Annotated in this window: 13 protein-coding genes; 2 read left to right on the top strand and 11 right to left on the bottom strand. The window is 68.6% G+C overall.

From position 1 onward, the window contains the following. Window positions 1-161: 161 nt before the first annotated feature. Both ACWC91_RS26590 and ACWC91_RS26585 read left to right on the top strand, forming a co-directional pair. Window positions 162-1,523, top strand: a complete 1,362-nt coding sequence (locus ACWC91_RS26590) for an MFS transporter (protein ID WP_225077996.1) — start codon at window positions 162-164, stop codon at window positions 1,521-1,523. Beyond that, complete coding sequence (locus tag ACWC91_RS26585; RefSeq protein ID WP_225077997.1) at window positions 1,523-2,878, top strand: M20 family metallopeptidase; 1,356 nt, start codon at window positions 1,523-1,525, stop codon at window positions 2,876-2,878. The genes ACWC91_RS26590 and ACWC91_RS26585 overlap by 1 nt, the downstream gene beginning before the upstream one ends. A gap of 113 nt (window positions 2,879-2,991) precedes the next feature. Here ACWC91_RS26585 and gdhA read toward each other — a convergent pair whose 3' ends face one another. The 11 genes from gdhA to rpoB all read right to left on the bottom strand — a co-directional run bounded on the left by gdhA (window position 2,992) and on the right by rpoB (window position 22,073). Continuing rightward, window positions 2,992-4,350, bottom strand: a complete 1,359-nt coding sequence (gene gdhA / locus ACWC91_RS26580) for an NADP-specific glutamate dehydrogenase (protein WP_450641851.1) — start codon at window positions 4,348-4,350, stop codon at window positions 2,992-2,994. Window positions 4,351-4,579: 229 nt separating this feature from the next. Then, window positions 4,580-5,218: a PH domain-containing protein gene (locus ACWC91_RS26575; RefSeq protein WP_450641853.1), complete on the bottom strand. Its 639-nt coding sequence runs from the start codon at window positions 5,216-5,218 to the stop codon at window positions 4,580-4,582. Window positions 5,219-5,324: 106 nt separating this feature from the next. Further along, a complete protein-coding gene (locus ACWC91_RS26570) occupies window positions 5,325-8,399 on the bottom strand; it encodes a glycosyl hydrolase 115 family protein (protein ID WP_225078000.1) in 3,075 nt (1,024 codons plus the stop codon). Window positions 8,400-8,590: 191 nt separating this feature from the next. After that, window positions 8,591-8,986, bottom strand: a complete 396-nt coding sequence (locus tag ACWC91_RS26565; protein ID WP_450641855.1) for a hypothetical protein — start codon at window positions 8,984-8,986, stop codon at window positions 8,591-8,593. 220 nt (window positions 8,987-9,206) lie between these two features. Then, the gene (gene tuf / locus ACWC91_RS26560) at window positions 9,207-10,400 is read right to left on the bottom strand and encodes an elongation factor Tu (protein ID WP_141359386.1); all 1,194 of its coding nucleotides are present in this window, start codon (window positions 10,398-10,400) and stop codon (window positions 9,207-9,209) included. Between the two features lie 173 nt (window positions 10,401-10,573). Then, entirely contained in the window at window positions 10,574-12,700 is a 2,127-nt protein-coding gene (fusA, locus tag ACWC91_RS26555; protein ID WP_225078002.1) for an elongation factor G, read from the bottom strand. 39 nt (window positions 12,701-12,739) lie between these two features. Further along, a complete protein-coding gene (gene rpsG, locus ACWC91_RS26550) occupies window positions 12,740-13,210 on the bottom strand; it encodes a 30S ribosomal protein S7 (protein ID WP_003992340.1) in 471 nt (156 codons plus the stop codon). A gap of 2 nt (window positions 13,211-13,212) precedes the next feature. Further along, window positions 13,213-13,584 (bottom strand): 30S ribosomal protein S12, encoded by a 372-nt coding sequence (gene rpsL, locus ACWC91_RS26545; protein WP_003948652.1) that lies wholly within the window; start codon window positions 13,582-13,584, stop codon window positions 13,213-13,215. A gap of 334 nt (window positions 13,585-13,918) precedes the next feature. Next, window positions 13,919-14,392 carry a DUF1707 and DUF4190 domain-containing protein gene (locus ACWC91_RS26540; protein WP_225078003.1) on the bottom strand — a complete coding sequence of 158 codons (474 nt, stop codon included), beginning with the start codon at window positions 14,390-14,392 and terminating at the stop codon, window positions 13,919-13,921. A gap of 199 nt (window positions 14,393-14,591) precedes the next feature. After that, complete coding sequence (locus tag ACWC91_RS26535; RefSeq protein ID WP_225078004.1) at window positions 14,592-18,491, bottom strand: DNA-directed RNA polymerase subunit beta'; 3,900 nt, start codon at window positions 18,489-18,491, stop codon at window positions 14,592-14,594. A 96-nt stretch (window positions 18,492-18,587) separates the two neighbouring features. Continuing rightward, window positions 18,588-22,073 (bottom strand): DNA-directed RNA polymerase subunit beta, encoded by a 3,486-nt coding sequence (rpoB, locus tag ACWC91_RS26530; protein ID WP_225078005.1) that lies wholly within the window; start codon window positions 22,071-22,073, stop codon window positions 18,588-18,590. Window positions 22,074-22,159 lie beyond the last annotated feature (86 nt).

Raw genomic sequence — 22,159 nt, 5'->3', positions numbered from 1 at the left:
GACTCAGACCCTATTGACACCCCTTGGCGGCGACAATAGCGTCCCGGGCTATGGGTTCGGACGGACCCATTGGCGGGTGCACCCTCCCACCCAGCCGGGCGTCGCTCGTACCCCCTCCCCACGTCGGACGGGCCGCCCCCCTCTCGCAAAGGAGCCGGTCCATGAGCACAGCCCTCCGCAGACCACCCGGGACCGACGGTCCCAGCAAGCGTCGCAGCCCGCTGCGGATCGCCACCGCCACCCTCATCGGCACCAGCGTGGAGTGGTACGACTTCGGCATCTACAGCACGGCGGCGGCCCTGGTCTTCCCCAAGCTGTTCTTCCCCGAGATGAACCACGCACTGGCCGTGCTCAGCTCGTTCGCCACCCTGGCCGTCGGCTCCCTCGGACGGCCGCTCGGCGCGATCCTCTTCGGCCACATCGGCGACCGCTACGGGCGCAAGAAGGCACTGATCGGCTCCCTGCTGCTGATGGGCGTCTCCACCTTCCTCATCGGTCTGCTCCCCGGCTACGCCTCCGCCGGCGCCCTCGCCCCCGCGCTGCTGCTGGTCGTCCGCATCCTCCAGTCGCTGGCGGTCGGCGGCGAGTGGGGCGGCGCCGTCCTGTACGCGGTCGAGAGCGCACCGCCCAGGCGCCGGGCCCTGTACGGCTCCTTCCCGCAGATCGGCGACGGTGTCGGCTTCTTCCTCGCCACCGGCGTGTTCGCGCTGGCCTCCCTGCCGGGCCATGACGCGCTCATCAGCTGGACCTGGCGAATCCCGTTCCTCCTCTCCAGCCTGCTGGTGATCACCGGGCTGCTGATCCGCAGCCAGCTGGAGGAGTCCCCGGAGTTCGGCGAGGCGCAGAAGCGCGCCGATCAGGAGAAGGAGTCCGCCCGGCAGATCCCGCTGGTCGGCGTGATCCGCACCGCGTGGCGCCCCTGGCTGCTGGCCTCCGGAGCCTTCCTGGTCACCGTCGGCGGCTACTACGTCATCGTCACCTTCATGTCCGTCTACGCCCTCGACCACCTGCACTTCAGCGAGGCGCAGGTCTCCACCGCCGGGATCTTCTGCTCGCTCGTGGTGATCGTCTTCACGCCGGTCTCGGCGATGCTGGCGGACCGGTTCGGGGTCCGCCGGGTCACCCTGATCGGGCTCCTCTCGCACCTGCTGGTGGCGTTCCCGATGTTCTGGCTCGCCGACATCGGCACCATCCCGGGTCTCTGGGCGGGCATGGGTCTGGCCATGCTGGCCAGCACCGTGGCCTACGCCACCATCGGCACCATGATCACCACGTGGTTCGCGCCCCGGATCCGCTACACCGGGCTCTCCCTCAGCTACCAGCTCGCCGGGCTGGTCGGCGGCGGCACCACCCCGGCCCTCGCCCAGTGGCTGGCCGGCCCCTCCGGCACCGACTGGACACCGGTGGCCCTGCTCTTCCTCGGCATGGCGGTGGTCAGCGTGGTCTGCGTCCTGCTGCACCGGGCGCCCGAGGAGTCGGAGGGCGCCGAACTCACCGCCACACCCACCCTGATGGAGGCCTGATGTCAGCGACAGCCGTCGCCCCCGCGGCGAGCACCGCGGGCCGCGCGCACCTGGAGGAACTGGCCCGCAAGGCCGCCCGCGCGGCCGAGCAGGCCAAAGCCTGGGAGTCCCCGTACACCGGGGCCGGCCAGGAGCTGCACGCCCGGATCGACGCCGCCGTCGCCGAGGACCGGGAGGCCCTGCTCGCCCTGAGCCACGCCCTGCACCAGGACCCGGAGCCCGGCTTCGAGGAGCACCGCGCGGTGGCGCGCGTCGCCGGACTGCTGCGGTCGCACGGCATCGAGGCCGAGACCGGGGTGTACGGCCTGCCGACCGCGCTGCGCGCCACCGCGGGCACCGGGCAGGGGCCCACCGTGGCGGTGCTGGCGGAGTACGACGCCCTGCCGGGCATCGGGCACGCCTGCGGCCACAACATCATCTGCGCGTCCGGCGTGGGCGCCTTCCTCGCGCTGGCCCGGGTGATGCCCGCGCTCGGCGGCACGGCGGTGCTGCTGGGCACCCCCGCGGAGGAGAACGGCACCGGCAAGGAGACCATGGCCCGCGCCGGGGCGTTCGACGGCGTGGACGCCGCGGTCATGATCCACCCGTTCGCCGGCGGCGACCTGACGGACTCGCCCTACCTGGGCCTGCGGGAGGTCGTCGTGGAGTACCGGGGGCTTGCCGCGCACGCCTCCGCCACACCGTTCATGGGCGTCAACGCGCTGGACGCGGTGGTCGCCGCGTACCAGGGGATCGCCGCGCTCCGGCAGCACATCCCGCCCACCGACCGGATCCACGGTGTGATCACGGACGGCGGGACCCGTCCCAACGTGGTGCCCGACCGGGCGGCCGCACACTTCTATCTGCGGGCCCGCACCGTCGAGGCGCTCGCGGAGCTCTCCGAACGGGCCCAGCGGGTCTTCGAGGGCGCCGCCTCGACGACCGGGACCGAGGTCACCGTGCGCTGGGACGACTGCCCGCCCTGCATGCCGGTGCGCAGCAACGAGGCGCTGGCCACCCACTTCGCCCTGCACCTCACCGGGCGAGGCCGCACCGTCCTGCCCGGCAGCGCCGCGCCGGACGCCGTGTCCGGATCCACCGACCTCGGCAACGTCAGCGTGCGGATCCCCGCCATCCACCCGATGCTGTCGGTGGCACCGGCCGGAACCGCCCTGCACACGGCGGACTTCGCCGCGTGCACGGCGGGCGCCGAGGCCGACCGCACGGCGCTGGACGGCGCCGCCGCCCTCGCCCGCACCGCCGCGGACTTCCTGGCCGACCCCGAACTGCGCGCCGAGGTGGCCCGCGAGTTCACCGCGGCCGGCGGCGCACTCGACGTCGAGCGGCTGCTGGGCACACCGGGGACCACTCGCTGACCGCAGGGTCCGGATGAAACCGGCCCCGGCACACTCGCGGCGGCTCCACGTTCACACCGCCGCCCGCGGTCGTCCGTCGGCGCACCGGACGATCGCGGGCCGGGGGAAGACCGTCAGATGACGCCCTGGGCGAGCATCGCGTCGGCCACCCGCTCGAAGCCGGCGATGTTCGCGCCGGTCACGTAGTCGCCGGGGGCGCCGTAGCGCTCGGCGGTCTCGTGGCAGGTGGTGTGGATGTCGCTCATGATGAGCGCCAGCTCCCGCTCCACCTGGGCGGCCGTCCACGCCGTACGGGAGTGGTTCTGCGCCATCTCCAGGGCGCTGACCGCGACCCCGCCCGCGTTCGCCGCCTTGCCGGGGCCGAAAGCCACCCCGGCCTGCTGGAACAGGTGCACGGCCTCGGGCGTCGCCGGCATGTTCGCGCCCTCGGACACGGCCTTCACCCCGTTGCGGATGAGCGTCTCCGCGTCCTTCTCGTCCAGCTCGTTCTGCGTCGCCGAGGGCAGCGCGACGTCGCCCGGGACCTCCCAGACCCGCCCGCCGGGCACGAACCGCGCGGAGGTGCCCCGCCGCTCGGCGTACTCGCTGATCCGGCCGCGCTCGACCTCCTTGATCTGCTTGAGCAGCTCCACGTCGACGCCCTTGTCGTCGACCACGTATCCACTGGAGTCCGAGCAGGTCAGCGGGTTCGCACCGAGGGCGGTCAGCTTCTCGATGGTGTAGATCGCGACGTTCCCGGAGCCGGAGACGACCGCCGTCTGACCCTCCAGCTCCTCGCCGCGCTCGCGCAGCATCGCCTCCGCGAAGAGCACGTTGCCGTACCCGGTGGCCTCCGGGCGGATCAGCGAGCCGCCCCAGTTCGAGCCCTTGCCGGTGAGCACACCGGCCTCCCAGCGGTTGGTGATCCGCCGGTACTGGCCGAACAGGTAGCCGATCTCACGGGTGCCGACGCCGATGTCACCGGCCGGCACGTCGGTGTGCTCGCCGATGTGCCGGTACAGCTCCGTCATGAACGACTGGCAGAACCGCATGACCTCCGCGTCGCTCCGCCCGTGCGGGTCGAAGTCGCTGCCGCCCTTGCCGCCGCCGATGCCGAGCCCGGTCAGCGCGTTCTTGAAGATCTGCTCGAAGCCGAGGAACTTGATGACGCCCAGATCGACGGACGGGTGGAAGCGCAGACCGCCCTTGTACGGGCCCAGCGCGCTGTTGAACTCCACCCGGAAACCACGGTTGACGTGCACCCGGCAGTGGTCGTCCTGCCACGGCACCCGGAAGATGATCTGCCGCTCCGGCTCGCACAACCGCTCCACGAGCCCTGCCTCCACGTACTCCGGCCGAGCCGCGATCACCGGCGCCAGCGTCTCCAGTACCTCGTGAGCGGCCTGGTGGAACTCGGGCTGGGCCGGATTGCGGCGCTCGATCTCGGCGAGCAGGGAGGCGAGCTGGGTCTTGGTGTCGGGTCGGGTCGTCACAGGGTCCCCTTCTGGCACGGCTACTACCGGCTCGAAGCCGGTGATGAACGCTCGGCGCCGTTGCCGCGCGCAGGAACTCGGCCGACCCGGGAATGGGCATCCGGGAAACGGCCGACCCTTCAGTGTTACCCCTGGATCGATGCACTGGCCAGTGACCTGGCACCTTTGGTCCACGATGTGAGATCAAGATTCCGAAAAATCGGCTGGTAGGACCGTTCCCGCGGGACGCCTACACCAGGCGCCAGTGGGGCAGGAACTCGACTGCGAGGTACAGGACGACGCCCAGCAGGACGATCCACGGGGCGAGTCCGGTGCCGGTCGGCCCTCGCTCGACCCGGGCCGTGGGACGCAGATCGCCGTTGAGGACCATGGCACTCAGCGTGTCGGCGGCCCGGCTGCCCCGGTCGGAGCGGGCGACACGGCTCAGCCAGGGCGGCGCGAAGAGCCCGGCCATGAGCTCCGGCGTCCGGCCGAAGAACTCCAATTGCCCGTCGCGCCGCATCTCCACACGCGTGATCGTCGACCACGGCAGGAGCCGTGTGGACCACAGACGGCGGACGTGCACGCCGTCCCGGTCCGCGGTGACACGCCACAGCGCGAACCAGCAGCACGGAAAGCTGACGACCAGCGAGGTCCACAGCGCCTGGATCAGGGCGCCCGGCCGCGAATGCGCCAGGCCCGCCCCGGCCGGATGTTCGAACAACGTGACGAACAGGACGCAGATGACCGCGGCCGCCGTCTTCCCGCGCCAGCCGGCACCCCACACCAGCGGCGCCTCCGGCGCCGTCATCCCCGCGGCGAGCTCCTCGACCCGGTCCCGGCGCTCCTTGCGCGCCTGCCGCCGCCGCTCCGCCCGGCCCGTTCTCATCCCCACCCCAGCCCCCGCCGTCGTGTACCACGCCGAGCTTAGCGACCGGTCGGGCTCCCCCCGGCCGGCTGGACCGTCGCACCGAGGACCGGGGCGACGAGCCGCCCTACACCCGCCGGCTCTCCAGCGGCCCCAGGAAGGTCTCCGGCAGGCCGCCCGTGTCGATCAGCAGGCGTTGCAGGACCATCGTCGGGTCGACCGTCCAGAACTTCAGGCGATGCGTTCCGGCGTGGGTGATCGTGTGCCTGGTCGCGGTGCGGTTGACGTTGTCGGACGTGTTGCGGGCCCACGCCATGTTCATCGTGCCGTCGTCCGCGCCCGTGGCCGCGTTGATGTCCACCGTCTGCGGCACGGCGTCGTCGAAGGAGATGCCGTAGCGCAGGCCGCCGGTCGGGAGGGCCGGGTTCCTCGGGGACACCTCCGCCCACACCGTCACCTCGCCCGCGGAGAGGAGGGTCACCTCGTACTCCAGGCGCGGGGAGTTCGGGGCGCCGGGGGTGCGGCGCGGCGCCGTCACCGGCCAGGGGGTCATGCCCGAGGTGGTGCGGCCGACGCCGTCCAGGCGGCGCCACTCCCCCACCACGCGGTCGTGGTGCTCCGCGTCGATCGCCACATAGCCGCCCGCCTCCACGAAGCCCTGCACCAGACGGGGCGACGTGTTCTCCGCCGTGCAGGCGACCGTCACCGTCGTGCCCGCGCCCGAGATCGTCAGCTTCGCCTCCGCCCGGCCGCTCGGAACCCGACGCCAGTCCACCCGGACCTCGACCCGCACCTGCTGCTCCACCCGGCCCCGGGCACGGTCCACCAGCAGCCACGGGGCCGAGGACTGGATCCGGTACTCGAAGGGCGTGCGGCCTCGGTTGAAGAGCTCCACGTACTGCTGTGGGCGGGTCTGGTACGGGCTGAAGGAGGGCAGCCGGGCCGGGGTCGTCGCCCCTCCCGGCCACCAGCTCCCCGCGTCCTCCGCTCCGTCCACCGAGACGCCCAGTCCGGCGGCGCGCGGCACCTCGATCCGCCGAACCGCGGGGAAGAGGACGTCCGGGATCGCCACGTTGTCGATCTCGGGCTGCTGCCAGCCCGCGTTGGGGCCGTAGCGCTCCACGTCCCCGTAGTCGATGTGCGGCTGGGTCTGGAAGCCTTTCCACTTGCCGCCGGCCACCTCGTGGTTGAAGCGGTCGGCGAGGGCGAAGTCCCGCTCCAGACCCGCTTCCGCCCGCGCCGCCAGGTCGTTGGTCGCCGCCCGCCCCTGCCTGGCGTAGAGGAGGTTCGTGAACTCGGCCTGCCGCAGGCCGTAGAGGTTCGCGGTCGCCTCCACCTCGTAGCCGACCAGTTCGAACCAGGCGTCCCGGCTGCGCGCGGGCAGCTTGCGGGCGACGCGGTCGGTCTTGCGGGCCAGGGCCTTCCACTCGTCGGTGACCCGCTCCAGCTCGCGGTGGGCGAAGTAGTACGGGCTCTGCTGGTCGTCGTAGACGACCTCGCGGTCCCGGAGGGTGATCCGGCGGTTGAGCAGCTCTGGCTTGCGGCGGGCCTGGAGCCGGCCGTACTCCGCAAGGACCTCCGCGATCGGCCCGGAGTCCGCCTCGCCGAAGTTCTGGGCGGCGTAGCGGCGTTCCCACTCCCCCAGCCGCTCCTGCGGCCAACTGTCCGGGTTCCAGGCGTAGTCGAGGAAGAACTCCGTGGGCAGTTCGTTGCCCTTCAGGTCACCCACGTTGGTGACCCACAGGCCGTGGTTGCCGTAGGCGTGGGCCTGGTGGAGCTGGTCCCAGAGGTTGGTGAGGTTCGCCGTGTCGACCCACTTGTAGTTGCGGCCGGCACCGACGTAGTCGAAGTGGTAGTAGAGGCCGTGTCCGCCGGCGCGGGCGCCCTCCGCGGGGTCGGGGTGCTTGCGGATGTTCCCCCAGTTGTCGTCGGTGAGGACGACCGTGACGTCGTCCGGGGCGCGCAGGCCGCGGTCCCAGTAGCGCTGCACCTCCTTGTAGAGGGTCCACACCTGCGGGGTCTCGGCGGCCGGCCGGCCGGTGATCTCCTCGATGATGCGGCGCTGCTCGGCGATGATCTCCTGCATCAGCTCGATGCCGTCGCCGTCGGGCAGGCTGGTGTCGCCGTTGCCGCGCATGCCCAGGGTGACGACGCCCTCGAAGCCCTCGTCCACCATGCGCTGGATGCCGTCCCGCCAGTACGCCTTGATCGCCTCGGCGTTGCGGACGTACGACCACTCGCCGTTGCCGCCGTAGGGGTCCTTGCCCGCGCTCGCGTGGCGGTTCCACTCCTCGATGCCGCGCATCATGGGCGCCTCGTGGGAGGTGCCCATGACGATGCCGTACTCCGAGGCCCGCTTGTGGTTCTCCGGGTCGTCCTCCGCGAAGGCGCGCCCCCACACCGCCGGCCAGAGGTAGTTGCCCTTCAGACGGAGCAGCAGCTCGAAGACCTTGGCGTAGAAGTCGGCGTTGAAGCCGCCGGGCTGCCCCGGGGCCTTGCCCGGACCGAAGTACGCTGGCGCCCAGGTGCCCAGGGCCGGGTTCTCGTCGTTGATGAAGACGCCGCGGTACTTCACCACCGGGGTGCCCTGTGTGTGGCGGCCCGGCAGGATCCAGACGCGGTTGCGGCGCACCGGGGGCACGTCGTCCCACCAGTACCAGGGCGAGACTCCGATGCCGTACGAGACGTCGTACGCTCCGAAGATCGTCCCGCGCGGGTCGCTGCCCGCGATGACGAGCGCGTGGTCGACGCCGGGCATCGGATGGTCGACGACCGCCTGGAGCGAGGTCTCCCAGCGGCCGCGCACCCCGGTGACGTCCAGCTTCCCCGACTTCACCAGGCCGTCGATCAGCGGGCTGCGGCCGATCGTCCCCACCAGCACGGCGTTGCGGGCGATGGTGTGGCCGGGTCGTACGCCCGTGACCCGCTGGATGTCGTCGCGCAGGTCCCCCGCCGCCCGGACGACTCCGGGATGGTCGTCGGCGCTGACCACGATCGGGGCGCCCACCAGGGAGAACGAGCCCGGCCTCGGCTCACGGGGCGCGAAGGAGACGTACGCCCCCGGATCCGTCACCCGCGGACCGCCGCCCTCGCCCCCGGCCGCCCACGCGGAACCCGACGCGCCCAAAGCACCCGACGACAGCACCGGCACCGCGGCGAGGCTCGCGCCCAGGACGGCTCTTCGGCTGACGTGCGCAGACATGGCACACCCCTCACACACCCGAATTTGGTCAGTGGCATGACAAATGTTGGAGGAGTGATCTGCGGGGAACCAGGGGTCGTGCACGCCGAATAGTTTCGTAACAGCCGGAAACGACAAGGGCCCGTACGACGGGCGCCGTACGGGCCCTTTGCAGGCTGCCCCGGGGGCGCGCGGCGGCAGTTCGGCCGGGCTCAGGCCTCGGAACCGCAGTCGACCGACGCGAACAGCTCGGCCGTCGACGTCGCCGTGATCGCCCGCGCGAACCAGATGCTCAGCGTGCCCAGGTCCGCACAGCCGACGATCCGCTCCCGATCCTCCTCCGAGATCTCCACTCCCTGGCGCTCCAGACGAAGCAGTACGTCTTCGGCTCGCCCCTCGGCGCGAAGGTTCTGAGCGGTCTGGGACTGGAAGAAGGAGAGATCGGCGGCCATGAGATGCCTCCAGAGATCTGCGGCCGGCGTCTTGCCGAGGCCTTGTTCGGTGAGCTCGATGAGGATGCCTGCGGTGTTCTCGTCGTCGGTCAGCAGGTCTTTATCCGGGTCGCGCCTGTGAAGATTCGGCACGGCCTCATGGGATGAGCTGACCATGTGCCGAAGGTAGGACGGGGCAGCCGAAGCCGATGGGCATATGCCGCTGATTCATGCTGACGGGTGGTGCCCCCATGGCACGGTTGACGCAGGGGCTGGAGCCGGGCGGTGCGGAAAGGGGGGACACGCGAAAGGGCCCGTACGACAGGAGTCGTACGGGCCCTTGTGGTGCTCGCGATGGAGCTACCAGGTCGGGAGACCCTTCAGCAAGCCGGTGAGCTTACTTGACGATCTTGGTGACCTGGCCGGCGCCCACGGTACGGCCACCCTCACGGATGGCGAACTTCAGGCCCTCTTCCATGGCGACGGGCTGGATGAGCTCCACCTTCATCTCGGTGTTGTCACCCGGCATGACCATCTCGGTGCCCTCGGGGAGGGTCACCACGCCGGTCACGTCCGTCGTACGGAAGTAGAACTGCGGACGGTAGTTGTTGAAGAACGGCGTGTGGCGGCCACCCTCGTCCTTGGAGAGGATGTAGGCCTGGGCCTGGAACTCGGTGTGCGGGGTGACCGAGCCCGGCTTGATGATGACCTGGCCGCGCTCGACGTCCTCGCGCTTGATGCCGCGGAGCAGCAGACCGACGTTCTCACCGGCCTGGCCCTCGTCGAGCAGCTTGCGGAACATCTCGATGCCGGTGACCGTGGTGGTGGTCTTCTCGGTCTTGATGCCGATGATGTCGACGGTCTCGTTGACCTTGAGGACACCACGCTCGATGCGGCCGGTGACGACCGTACCGCGACCGGTGATGGTGAAGACGTCCTCGATCGGCATCAGGAACGGCTTGTCGACGTCGCGCTCCGGCTCCGGAATGGCGGTGTCGACGGCGTTCATGAGGTCCAGAACGGACTGGACCCACTTCTCGTCGCCCTCGAGCGCCTTCAGAGCGGAGACACGCACGACCGGGAGGTCGTCGCCCGGGAACTCGTACTCGGAGAGGAGCTCACGGACCTCGAGCTCGACGAGCTCCATGATCTCCTCGTCGTCCACCATGTCGGACTTGTTCAGCGCGACGACGATGTACGGCACGCCGACCTGGCGGGCCAGGAGCACGTGCTCCTTGGTCTGCGGCATCGGGCCGTCGGTCGCGGCGACCACCAGGATCGCGCCGTCCATCTGGGCGGCACCGGTGATCATGTTCTTGATGTAGTCCGCGTGACCGGGGCAGTCGACGTGGGCGTAGTGACGCGCCTCGGTCTGGTACTCGACGTGCGAGATGGAGATCGTGATACCACGCTGACGCTCTTCGGGCGCCTTGTCGATGTTGTCGAACGGGGTGGCCTCGTTCAGCTCCGGGTACGCGTCGTGCAGCACCTTGGTAATGGCGGCCGTGAGGGTCGTCTTACCGTGGTCGATGTGACCGATGGTGCCGATGTTGACGTGCGGCTTAGTCCGCTCGAACTTCGCCTTCGCCACTGGGTTCCTCCTGTGGAGTGGTTCTGTACGCCTTACTCATCGGCGCCAGGTGATCTTTGCTGGATGGCCCGGATCTCCGGGGCATTCCTCCGGGTGTACGGCTGATCGCCGCGAATCCGTGGAATGCCCCGAGAGGCTCCGGAGTCAAGACTAAAGGCTGGAACTCGGGTGAGTTACTCGCCCTTGGCCTTCGCGATGATCTCCTCGGCGACGTTCCGCGGAACCTCGGCGTAGGAGTCGAACTGCATCGAGTAGCTTGCGCGACCCGACGTCTTGCTGCGGAGGTCGCCGACGTAGCCGAACATCTCCGAGAGGGGCACGAGGCCCTTCACGACACGGGCACCCGCCCGCTCCTCCATGGCCTGGATCTGGCCACGGCGGGAGTTGATGTCGCCGATGACCTCGCCCATGTAGTCCTCGGGCGTGGTGACCTCGACGGCCATCATCGGCTCGAGCAGCACGGGGCTGGCCTTGCGCGCGGCCTCCTTGAAGGCCTGCGAACCGGCGATCTTGAACGCGAGCTCGGAGGAGTCGACCTCGTGGTAGCCACCGTCGAGAAGCGTGACGCGGACGCCCGTCATCTCGTAGCCGGCCAGGATGCCGAACTGCATCGCTTCCTGGGCGCCGGCGTCGACCGAGGGGATGTACTCCTTCGGAACGCGACCACCGGTGACCTTGTTCACGAACTCGTACGAGGCGTCGCCGCCCTCGATCGGCTCGATCGCGATCTGCACCTTGGCGAACTGGCCGGTACCACCAGTCTGCTTCTTGTGCGTGTAGTCGACCCGCTCGACCGCCTTGCGGATGGTCTCGCGGTACGCGACCTGCGGCTTGCCGACGTTGGCCTCGACCTTGAACTCACGGCGCATACGGTCGACCAGCACCTCGAGGTGCAGCTCGCCCATACCACCGATGATGGTCTGGCCGGTCTCCTCGTCCGAGTGGACCTGGAAGGACGGGTCCTCCTCGGCCAGGCGCTGGATCGCGACGCCCAGCTTCTCCTGGTCGCCCTTCGACTTGGGCTCGATGGCGACCTGGATGACCGGCGCCGGGAAGTCCATGGACTCCAGGATGACCGGGGCCTTGTCGTCGCTCAGCGTCTCACCGGTGGTGGTCTGCTTCAGACCCATGACGGCGACGATGTCGCCGGCGCCCACCGACGGGATCTCCTCACGCTTGTTGGCGTGCATGCGGTAGATCTTGCCGATGCGCTCCTTCTTGCCCTTGACGGAGTTCAGCACCTGCGTGCCGGACTCCAGGCGGCCCGAGTAGACCCGGACGAAGGTGAGCTTGCCGAGGTGCGGGTCGCTCATGATCTTGAACGCGAGCGCGGCCAGCGGCTCGTCCTCGGACGGCTTGCGCTTGATGACCTCTTCCGCGTTGCCCACGGCGTGGCCCTCGATGGCCTCGACGTCGAGCGGCGTGGGGAGGTAGCGCACGACCGCGTCGAGCAGGGGCTGAACGCCCTTGTTCTTGAAGGCGGTGCCACAGAACACCGGGGTGATCGTGGTCTCGGAGGCCTTGCCGGACGCGATGGTGATACGACGGATCGCGGTGTGCAGCTGCTCCTCGGTGGGCTCGTTGCCCTCCAGGTACAGCTCCATGATCTCTTCGTCGTTCTCCGCGACGGCCTCGACCAGCTTGCCGTGCCACTCCTCGGCGGCCTCGGTGTGCGTGGCCGGGATGTCGACGACGTCGTACATCTCGCCCTTCGCGGCCTCGGCGGACCACACGAGCGCCTTCATGCGGACCAGGTCCACGACGCCCTTAAAGTCGGCCTCGGCACCGATCGGCAGCTGCATGACCAGCGGCTGCGCGCCCAGGCGGTCCTTGATCATGTCGACGCAGCGGTGGAACTCGGCACCGGTGCGGTCGAGCTTGTTGACGAAGCAGATGCGCGGAACGCCGTAGCGGTCCGCCTGACGCCACACCGTCTCGGACTGGGGCTCGACACCGGCGACGCCGTCGAACACCGTCACGGCACCGTCGAGTACGCGCAGGGAGCGCTCCACCTCGACGGTGAAGTCGACGTGACCCGGCGTGTCGATGATGTTGATCGTGTGGTCGACGTTGTCCAGCGGCCAGTGACAGGTGGTGGCAGCAGAGGTGATCGTGATGCCACGCTCCTGCTCCTGCTCCATCCAGTCCATCGTGGCGGAACCCTCGTGGGTCTCACCGATCTTGTAGGACACACCGGTGTAGAACAGGATCCGCTCGGTGGTGGTCGTCTTGCCCGCGTCGATGTGGGCCATGATCCCGATGTTGCGGACATGGGCCAGGTCAAGTGAAGTGGTAGCCATAAGGCTTCAGTCTTCTCTCGGTTCTCGATGGGGTAGCGACTACCAGCGGTAGTGCGCGAAGGCCTTGTTGGACTCGGCCATCTTGTGCGTGTCCTCGCGCTTCTTCACAGCGGCGCCAAGGCCGTTGGACGCGTCGAGGAGCTCGTTGAGCAGACGCTCGGTCATGGTCTTCTCGCGACGGGCGCGGGAGTAACCGACCAGCCAGCGCAGCGCCAGGGTGTTGGCACGACCCGGCTTGACCTCGATCGGCACCTGGTAGGTGGCGCCACCGACACGGCGGGACTTGACCTCGAGGGTCGGCTTGATGTTCTCGAGAGCGCGCTTCAGCGTGATGATCGGGTCGTTGCCGGTCTTCTCGCGCAGGCCCTCCATGGCGCCGTAGACAATGCGCTCGGCGGTGGAGCGCTTGCCGTTCAGCAGCACCTTGTTGATCAGGGAGGTCACCAGAGGAGAGCCGTAGACCGGGTCGATGATGACCGGGCGCTTCGGGGCGGGGCCCTTACGAGGCATTCTTACTTCTCCTTCTTGGCGCCGTAACGGCTGCGAGCCTGCTTGCGGTTCTTGACACCCTGGGTGTCGAGCGAACCGCGGATGATCTTGTAGCGAACACCCGGCAGGTCCTTCACACGGCCGCCGCGCACGAGCACGATGGAGTGCTCCTGCAGGTTGTGTCCCTCACCCGGAATGTAAGCCGTGACCTCGATACCGCTGGTCAGACGCACACGCGCGACCTTACGGAGGGCCGAGTTCGGCTTCTTCGGAGTGGTCGTGAACACACGCGTGCAGACGCCGCGGCGCTGGGGCGAACCCTCGAGTGCGGGCGTCTTGTTCTTTTCGACCTTGTCCTGCCGGCCCTTGCGGACCAGCTGCTGGATCGTAGGCACTACTTCTCCGGTTTCTGTGTGCCGATGGGTACAGCTAACCTGGAACTTCGCCGACCCACGCGGTCGGGTGTGTCGAATCCCGCTGACTCCCACCGCAAGGCAGAAAGAGGCGCAGATCACGGTGGCCGTTCAGCAGCTCCCGGTGCGGTTTGAAGGCACGCACGAAAGCCAGGGCACACCCCAGGCACAAGGTCTGAGCGTACCTACCTCATTCGCTGTGGTCAAAACAAATGGGCCCCGCCCGCCGCGTCCCGCGGGGCTTGTCAAGCCCGGGCTCCGCGGGCGATCTTCGAATCCACGGAACGTGATCTTCGGACACCGGAATCCGCCCAGGTCATCCCGACCCCGCGATCCCGGCCACGATGAGCACGGTCAGGAACACCGCCCAGCCCGCGACGGACAGCCAGCCCAGGACCAGCCCGGCCAGCGCGAGGCCGTCACCGCCCTCCCCGTTGCGGCGCATCTCCGCGCGGGCGGCGTGTCCCAGGACCACCGCGGGCAGGCCCGTCAGACCGGCCGTCATCAGCGTGAGCACACCACAGACCAGGGAGCCGACCGCCTTGCCGTTGGTGGGCGGCGGGACCGCCGCCGGCAGGAACGTGGACGGCACGACCGGTGCCGCCGCCGAGGTGAGCGGCACCGGACCCTGTGGCAGGTCCGCCACCAGCAGCGCCAGCTCCCCGACCGTACGGGCCTGGTACGCCCGTGCGACGCGCTGGTCGAGTTCCCGCTCGTCCAGGCGGCCCTCGCTGAAGCCCGCCCTGAGCACGTCCACGGCCCGTTCGCGGTCGGCGTGGGACGCGAGCATCGAGGGGCTCCCCTGGCCCTGCCACGGCTGCGGAACCCCCTGTCCCCGCTGCCAGGGCTGCATGGGCTGCCACGACGGGTGTGACGGTTGATACGACACTGGGACCTCCCCCGGACCACGTGTGTCTCTCCATGATGCGCCAAGGGCGGCCATCCCGTTACGGGATGGCCGCCCTTCAGCGCGTCACGCAGCCGCTCGCCTACTGGTTGTACGGACCGTAGTCGTAGTCCTCCAGCGGAACGGCCTGGCCGGAGCCGGAGCCGAACGGCGAGTAGTCGATGTCGTCGTAGCCCACGGCCGAGTACATCGCGGCCTTGGCCTCCTCGGTCGGCTCGACCCGGATGTTGCGGTAACGGGACAGGCCCGTACCGGCCGGGATGAGCTTACCGATGATGACGTTCTCCTTGAGGCCGATCAGGGAGTCGGACTTGGCGTTGATCGCCGCGTCCGTCAGAACCCTGGTCGTCTCCTGGAAGGACGCCGCCGACAGCCAGGACTCGGTCGCCAGCGAGGCCTTGGTGATACCCATGAGCTGCGGACGACCGGAGGCCGGGTGACCGCCCTCCTGGACCACACGACGGTTCTCGTGCTCGAACTTCGAGCGCTCGACCAGCTCGCCGGGCAGCAGCTCGGCGTCGCCGGACTCGATGATCGTCACCCGGCGCAGCATCTGCCGGATGATGATCTCGATGTGCTTGTCGTGGATCGACACACCCTGCGAGTTGTAGACCTTCTGGACCTCGCCGACCAGGTGGACCTGGACGGCCCGCTGACCCAGGATGCGCAGCACGTCGTGCGGGTTGGTGGCACCCACGGTGAGCTTCTGGCCCACCTCGACGTGGTCGCCCTCGCCGACCAGCAGACGGGCACGCTTCGAGATCGGGAACGCCGTCTCGTCGCTGCCGTCGTCCGGGGTGACGACGATCTTCTTGGTCTTCTCGGTCTCCTCGATCCGGATGCGGCCGGAGGCCTCGGAGATCGGGGCGACACCCTTCGGGGTACGGGCCTCGAAGAGCTCGACGACACGGGGCAGACCCTGGGTGATGTCGTCACCGGCCACACCACCGGTGTGGAAGGTACGCATCGTCAGCTGGGTGCCGGGCTCACCGATGGACTGGGCGGCGATGATGCCGACCGCCTCACCGATGTCGACCAGCTTGCCGGTGGCGAGCGAGCGGCCGTAGCACATGGCGCAGGTGCCCACCGCGGACTCGCAGGTCAGGACCGAGCGGGTCTTGACCTCGGAGACACCGCGGGAGACGAGCTCCTCGATGAGCACGTCGCCCAGGTCGGTGCCGGCCGGGGCCAGCACCTGGCCGTCGACCACGATGTCCTCGGCGAGGCAGCGCGCGTACACGGACGTCTCGACGTTGTCCGCCTTGCGCAGCACGCCGTCCGCACCGCGCTCCGCGATGTGCAGCTTGAGGCCGCGCTCGGTGCCGCAGTCCTCCTCGCGGATGATGACGTCCTGGGAGACGTCGACCAGACGACGGGTGAGGTAACCCGAGTCGGCGGTACGCAGGGCGGTGTCGGCCAGACCCTTACGGGCACCGTGCGTGGAGATGAAGTACTCCAGCACGGACAGACCCTCACGGAACGACGCCTTGATGGGCCGCGGGATGGTCTCGTTCTTGGCGTTCGACACCAGACCGCGCATACCGGCGATCTGACGCATCTGCATCATGTTTCCTCGGGCGCCCGAGGAAACCATCATGAAGATCGGGTTGGTCTTCGGGAAGTTGTCGTTCATCGCCTCGGCGACCTCGTTGGTCGCCTTGGTCCAGATCGCGATGAGCTCCTGGGTGCGCTCGTCCTTGGTGATCAGACCGCGCTCGTACTGCTTCTGGACCTTCTCGTCCTGCGCCTCGTAGCCCTTGACGATCTCCTTCTTCGCCTCGGGAACGACGACGTCGGAGATGGCGACGGTGACACCGGAACGGGTGGCCCAGTAGAAGCCGGACGACTTCAGGTTGTCGAGCGTGGCCGCCACGATGACCTTCGGGTAGCGCTCGGCGAGGTCGTTGACGATCTCGGAGAGCTGCTTCTTGCCCACCTCGAAGTCGACGAACGGGTAGTCCTCGGGCAGCAGCTCGTTGAAGAGCGCGCGGCCCAGGGTCGTCTTCAGACGGAAGGAGTCACCCTGCTGCCACTCCGGCTCACCCTCCTCGCGGGCCGGCGGGGTCCAGCCGCGCGGCGGGATGGTGCCCACCGGGAAGCGGACGTCCACCCGCGACTGGAGCGAGAGCTCGCCGGCGTCGAACGCCATGATCGCCTCGGCGACCGACGCGAAGGAGCGGTCCTCGCCCTTGGCCTCGCGGCCCTCGGCGTCGGTGGTGAGGAAGTACAGACCGAGGACCATGTCCTGGGTCGGCATCGTCACCGGACGACCGTCGGCCGGCTTGAGGATGTTGTTCGAGGACAGCATCAGGATGCGGGCCTCGGCCTGCGCCTCCGCGGACAGCGGCAGGTGCACGGCCATCTGGTCACCGTCGAAGTCCGCGTTGAACGCGGTGCAGACGAGCGGGTGGATCTGAATGGCCTTGCCCTCGACCAGCTGCGGCTCGAAGGCCTGGATGCCGAGGCGGTGCAGCGTGGGCGCACGGTTCAGCAGAACCGGGTGCTCCGCGATGACCTCTTCCAGCACGTCGTACACGACCGTGCGGCCGCGCTCGACCATGCGCTTGGCCGACTTGATGTTCTGCGCGTGGTTCAGGTCGACCAGGCGCTTCATCACGAACGGCTTGAACAGCTCCAGCGCCATCGCCTTCGGCAGACCGCACTGGTGCAGCTTCAGCTGCGGACCGACGACGATCACGGAACGGGCCGAGTAGTCGACGCGCTTGCCGAGCAGGTTCTGACGGAAGCGGCCCTGCTTGCCCTTGAGCATGTCGGACAGCGACTTCAGCGGACGGTTGCCGGGGCCCGTGACCGGGCGGCCGCGGCGGCCGTTGTCGAAGAGCGCGTCGACGGCCTCCTGGAGCATGCGCTTCTCGTTGTTCACGATGATCTCGGGCGCACCGAGGTCGAGAAGCCGCTTCAGGCGGTTGTTGCGGTTGATGACACGGCGGTACAGGTCGTTCAGGTCGGAGGTCGCGAAGCGGCCACCGTCCAGCTGCACCATCGGACGCAGGTCCGGCGGGATGACCGGCACGCAGTCCAGGACCATGCCCTTGGGGCTGTTGGACGTCTGCAGGAACGCGGAGACGACCTTCAGCCGCTTGAGGGCGCGGGTCTTCTTCTGGCCCTTGCCGGTGCGGATGATCTCGCGGAGCTTCTCGGCCTCCTCCTCGAGGTCGAAGGACTCCAGGCGCTTCTGCAGCGCCGCGGCACCCATCGAGCCGTCGAAGTACGTGCCGAACCGGTCGCGCAGCTCGCGGTAGAGCAGCTCGTCGCCCTCGAGGTCCTGGACCTTGAGGTTCTTGAACCGGGTCCACACCTCGTCGAGGCGGTCGATCTCGCGCTGCGCGCGGTCGCGCAGCTGCTTCATCTCACGTTCGGCACCCTCGCGCACCTTGCGGCGCACGTCGGCCTTGGCACCCTCGGCCTCCAGCTCGGCGAGGTCCGCCTCGAGCTTCTTGGCGCGGGCCTCCAGGTCGGCGTCGCGGCGCTGCTCGATCTGCTGGCGCTCGACGGAGACGTGGGCCTCCAGCGACGGCAGGTCGCGGGTGCGACGCTCGTCGTCGACGTACGTGATCATGTACGCCGCGAAGTAGATGACCTTCTCCAGGTCCTTCGGGGCCAGGTCGAGCAGGTAGCCCAGACGCGACGGGACGCCCTTGAAGTACCAGATGTGGGTGACGGGCGCGGCCAGTTCGATGTGGCCCATCCGCTCACGGCGCACCTTGGCACGGGTGACCTCGACGCCGCAGCGCTCGCAGATGATGCCCTTGAAGCGGACACGCTTGTACTTGCCGCAGTAGCACTCCCAGTCCCGGGTGGGGCCGAAGATCTTCTCGCAGAAGAGCCCGTCCTTTTCCGGCTTGAGGGTGCGGTAGTTGATGGTCTCGGGCTTCTTGACCTCGCCGTGGCTCCACTGACGGATGTCGTCAGCGGTGGCCAGGCCGATCCGGAGCTCGTCGAAGAAGTTGACGTCGAGCACTATGCGTCAATCCCTCTCAGGGTCGTAAGTCTGTGGTCTGAAACGGGGGCCTGGGGGTCGGCGGGCTTCCTGGTCAGGAGGCCCGCCGGACTCCCGTCAGACCTCTTCGACGCTGCTCGGCTCGCGCCGGGACAGGTCGATGCCGAGCTCCTCCGCAGCGCGGAAGACATCCTCGTCGGTGTCGCGCATCTCGATGGACATACCGTCGCTGGACAGCACCTCCACGTTCAGGCACAGGGACTGCATCTCCTTGATGAGCACCTTGAAGGACTCGGGGATGCCGGGCTCGGGGATGTTCTCGCCCTTGACGATGGCCTCGTAGACCTTCACGCGGCCGGTGACGTCGTCGGACTTGATGGTCAGCAGCTCCTGGAGGGCGTAGGCGGCGCCGTAGGCCTCGAGGGCCCACACCTCCATCTCGCCGAAGCGCTGGCCACCGAACTGGGCCTTACCACCCAGCGGCTGCTGGGTGATCATCGAGTACGGACCGGTCGAGCGGGCGTGCAGCTTGTCGTCGACCAGGTGGTGCAGCTTCAGGATGTACATGTAGCCGACCGAGATCGGGTCCGGGAACGGCTCACCGCTACGGCCGTCGAACAGCTGCGCCTTGCCGGACGGGAGGACCATGCGGTCGCCGTCACGGTTCGGGATGGTGTGCTGGAGCAGACCCGCCAGCTCGTCCTCACGGGCACCGTCGAAGACCGGGGTGGCCACGTTGGTGCCGGGGGCGACCTGGTCGGCGCCGATGGCCTGGAGGCGCTCCGCCCACTCGTCCGCGAGGCCGGAGACGTCCCAGCCGCGGCTGGCGAGCCAGCCGAGGTGGATCTCCAGGACCTGTCCCGGGTTCATTCGGGACGGCACACCCAGCGGGTTGAGGATGATGTCGACCGGGGTGCCGTCCTCCAGGAACGGCATGTCCTCGATCGGCAGGATCTTGGAGATGACGCCCTTGTTGCCGTGGCGGCCGGCGAGCTTGTCACCGTCGGTGATCTTGCGCTTCTGCGCGACGTAGACGCGGACCAGCTGGTTCACGCCCGGCGGCAGCTCGTCGCCCTCCTCGCGGTCGAAGACGCGCACGCCGATGACCTTGCCGGTCTCGCCGTGCGGCACCTTCAGCGAGGTGTCACGGACCTCACGCGCCTTCTCACCGAAGATCGCGCGCAGCAGGCGCTCCTCGGGGGTCAGCTCGGTCTCGCCCTTCGGGGTCACCTTGCCGACGAGGATGTCGCCGGCGATGACCTCGGCGCCGATGCGGATGATGCCGCGCTCGTCGAGGTCGGCGAGGACCTCCTCGGAGACGTTCGGGATGTCCCGGGTGATCTCCTCGGGGCCGAGCTTGGTGTCACGGGCGTCGACCTCGTGCTCCTCGATGTGGATCGAGGAGAGGACGTCGTCCTGGACGAGGCGCTGCGACAGGATGATCGCGTCCTCGTAGTTGTGACCCTCCCACGGCATGAACGCGACCAGCAGGTTCTTGCCGAGCGCCATCTCGCCGTTCTGGGTGGCCGGGCCGTCGGCGAGGACCTGGCCCTCGACGACGCGGTCGCCCTCGTTGACGATGACCTTCTGGTTGACCGAGGTGCCCTGGTTGGAGCGGGCGAACTTGGCCAGGCGGTACGTGATGTACGTGCCGTCGTCGTTGGTCGTGGTGATGTAGTCGGCGGAGATCTCCTGGACCACACCGGCCTTCTCGGCCTTGACGACGTCGCCGGCGTCGACGGCGGAGCGGTACTCCATGCCGGTGCCGACGAGCGGGGACTCCGACTTGATGAGCGGAACGGCCTGGCGCATCATGTTCGCGCCCATGAGGGCACGGTTGGCGTCGTCGTGCTCGAGGAACGGGATCATGGCGGTCGCGACCGACACCATCTGGCGCGGCGAGACGTCCATGTAGTCGACGTCCTCGGGGCTGACGTAGTCGACCTCGCCGCCACGGCGGCGGACCAGCACGCGGGCCTCGGCGAAGCGCAGGTCGTCCGCCAGGGTGGCGTTGGCCTGGGCGATGACGAAGCGGTCCTCCTCGTCGGCGGTCAGGTAGTCGACCTCGTCGGTGACCTGGCCGTCGATGACCTTGCGGTACGGGGTCTCGACGAACCCGAACGCGTTGACCCGGCCGTAGGAGGCGAGCGAGCCGATCAGACCGATGTTCGGGCCTTCCGGCGTCTCGATCGGGCACATGCGGCCGTAGTGCGAGGGGTGCACGTCACGGACCTCGAAGCCGGCCCGCTCACGGGAGAGACCACCCGGGCCAAGGGCCGACAGGCGGCGCTTGTGGGTGAGACCCGACAGCGGGTTGTTCTGGTCCATGAACTGCGACAGCTGGCTGGTGCCGAAGAACTCCTTGATGGAGGCGACGACCGGCCGGATGTTGATCAGGGTCTGCGGCGTGATCGCCTCGACGTCCTGCGTGGTCATGCGCTCGCGGACGACGCGCTCCATACGGGCCAGACCGGTGCGGACCTGGTTCTGGATGAGCTCGCCCACGCTGCGCAGACGGCGGTTGCCGAAGTGGTCGATGTCGTCGGTCTCGACGACGATCGTCTGACCGCTGTCGCCGACCGTCTCGATCTCGCCCGCGTGCAGCTTCACCAGGTACTTGATCGTCGAGATGACGTCCTCGACGGTCAGGACGCCGGCGTCCAGCGGAGCGTCCGCACCCAGCTTCTTGTTGACCTTGTAGCGGCCGACCTTGGCGAGGTCGTAGCGCTTGGGGTTGAAGTACAGGTTCTCGAGCAGCGTCTGCGCGGCCTCACGCGTGGGGGGCTCGCCCGGGCGCAGCTTGCGGTAGATGTCCAGCAGCGCGTCGTCCTGGCCCTGGGTGTGGTCCTTCTCCAGGGTGGCGCGCATCGACTCGTAGTCGCCGAACTCCTCGAGGATCTGCTCGTTGGTCCAGCCGAGCGCCTTCAGCAGGACGGTGACCGACTGCTTGCGCTTGCGGTCGATGCGGACACCGACCATGTCGCGCTTGTCGATCTCCATCTCCAGCCAGGCACCCCGGGAGGGGATGATCTTGGCGGAGAAGATGTCCTTGTCGGACGTCTTGTCGATGGAGGAGTCGAAGTAGACACCGGGGGAACGGACCAGCTGGGACACCACGACACGCTCGGTGCCGTTGATGACGAAAGTGCCCTTGTTCGTCATGAGCGGGAAGTCGCCCATGAAGACGGTCTGGGACTTGATCTCGCCGGTCTCGTTGTTGGTGAACTCGGCCGTGACGAAGAGCGGGGCCGCGTACGTGAAGTCGCGCTCCTTGCACTCGTCGATCGAGTTCTTGGGCGGCTCGAAGCGGTGGTCGCGGAACGTCAGCGACATCGACCCGGAGAAGTCCTCGATCGGGGAGATCTCCTCGAAGATCTCCTCGAGGCCGGACTTGGTGGGGACGTCCTGACCGGACTCCAGAGCGTCCTCGACGCGAGCCTTCCACGCGTCGTTGCCGAGCAGCCAGTCGAAGCTCTCGGTTTGCAGCGCGAGAAGGTTCGGAACCTCGAGGGGCTCCTTGATCTTTGCAAAGGAGATGCGCAGCGGGGCGGTGCTGGCGCCGTTGTTCGTATTCGCGGTCGAGGCGTTGCGCGAGGCGGCCAAGAGGGGGTCCTTCCGAGGGCTCGGACTCACTACGCGCGTACCGGCCCCCCGCCGCCGCTTGAGGACAGGTCGTCCTGATCGGGCCG

Source organism: Streptomyces sp. NPDC001204 (assembly GCF_053598035.1).
The sequence above is the reverse complement of the archived record's forward strand: the minus strand, read 5'-3'. Positions and strand labels throughout refer to the sequence as shown.